Source organism: Methanohalophilus sp. WG1-DM (assembly GCF_004104135.1).
Taxonomy (GTDB): Archaea; Halobacteriota; Methanosarcinia; order Methanosarcinales; family Methanosarcinaceae; genus Methanohalophilus; species Methanohalophilus euhalobius.
Genome location: NZ_RRBA01000043.1, coordinates 1 through 585 on the forward strand (window position 1 = coordinate 1; position 585 = coordinate 585).

Annotated in this window: 2 protein-coding genes; one reads left to right on the top strand and one right to left on the bottom strand. The window is 42.6% G+C overall.

Going from position 1 to position 585, the window contains the following annotated elements; all coding sequences use genetic code 11:
* A partial coding sequence (locus CI957_RS10370) for a rubrerythrin family protein (protein ID WP_206631071.1) occupies positions 1-305 on the bottom strand: 305 nt, incomplete at its 3' end.
* Between the two features lie 72 nt (positions 306-377).
* On the opposite strand from CI957_RS10370, the gene CI957_RS11140 reads away from it, so the two are divergent.
* On the top strand, positions 378-500 hold the full coding sequence (locus CI957_RS11140; RefSeq protein ID WP_277749698.1) for a hypothetical protein: 123 nt from the start codon (positions 378-380) through the stop codon (positions 498-500).
* The last annotated feature ends 85 nt before the right edge of the window (positions 501-585 follow it).

Genomic DNA, 585 nt, shown 5'->3' on the forward strand with positions numbered 1-585 from the left:
GTGGTCTCGTAATCCTCGCCGTTGATTGCGGCTTTTAAGTTCTCGGCGGTTGTGCCGTAGTCGGTCGGAACGTCAGCCTGAATTGCAATGTCATCGAAGGATTCCCCGCTTTCTTCTTTCAGTTCATTGATCAGCCGGAAACTCCATTTTGCATGCTCTCTTTCATTCTCGGCGGTGAGGAGGAAAAGATCGGCAATTTGCTCGAAACCTTCCTTTTTAGCAATCTTTGAATATATTGTATACCGGTTCCGGGCCTGGCTTTCGCCGACAAATGCTTTTGACAGGTTTTCTACAGTCTGTTTCATGATTTGTTTCTCCAGATGTTTTTTATGTGGTTTAGTTGATAAATATATAATGCTTTTTTTGAATTCAATTTTGTGGAGATAAACGAAGAGCAGCTCTGCTATGGGGAGATAGCTGAACTGGAAAGGGGTCCCAAGCAACGGGTATTTGTTTTGAAGAGTGTTGTCAGAACCTGGAGGGAAGCATCTCAGGATTGATATTTCCGATAGATTGTTTTACGATCCCCAACTGCTACAATAAATATTAGCATTCTGTTGTTTTCGATTGTCAGGATGACTCTAT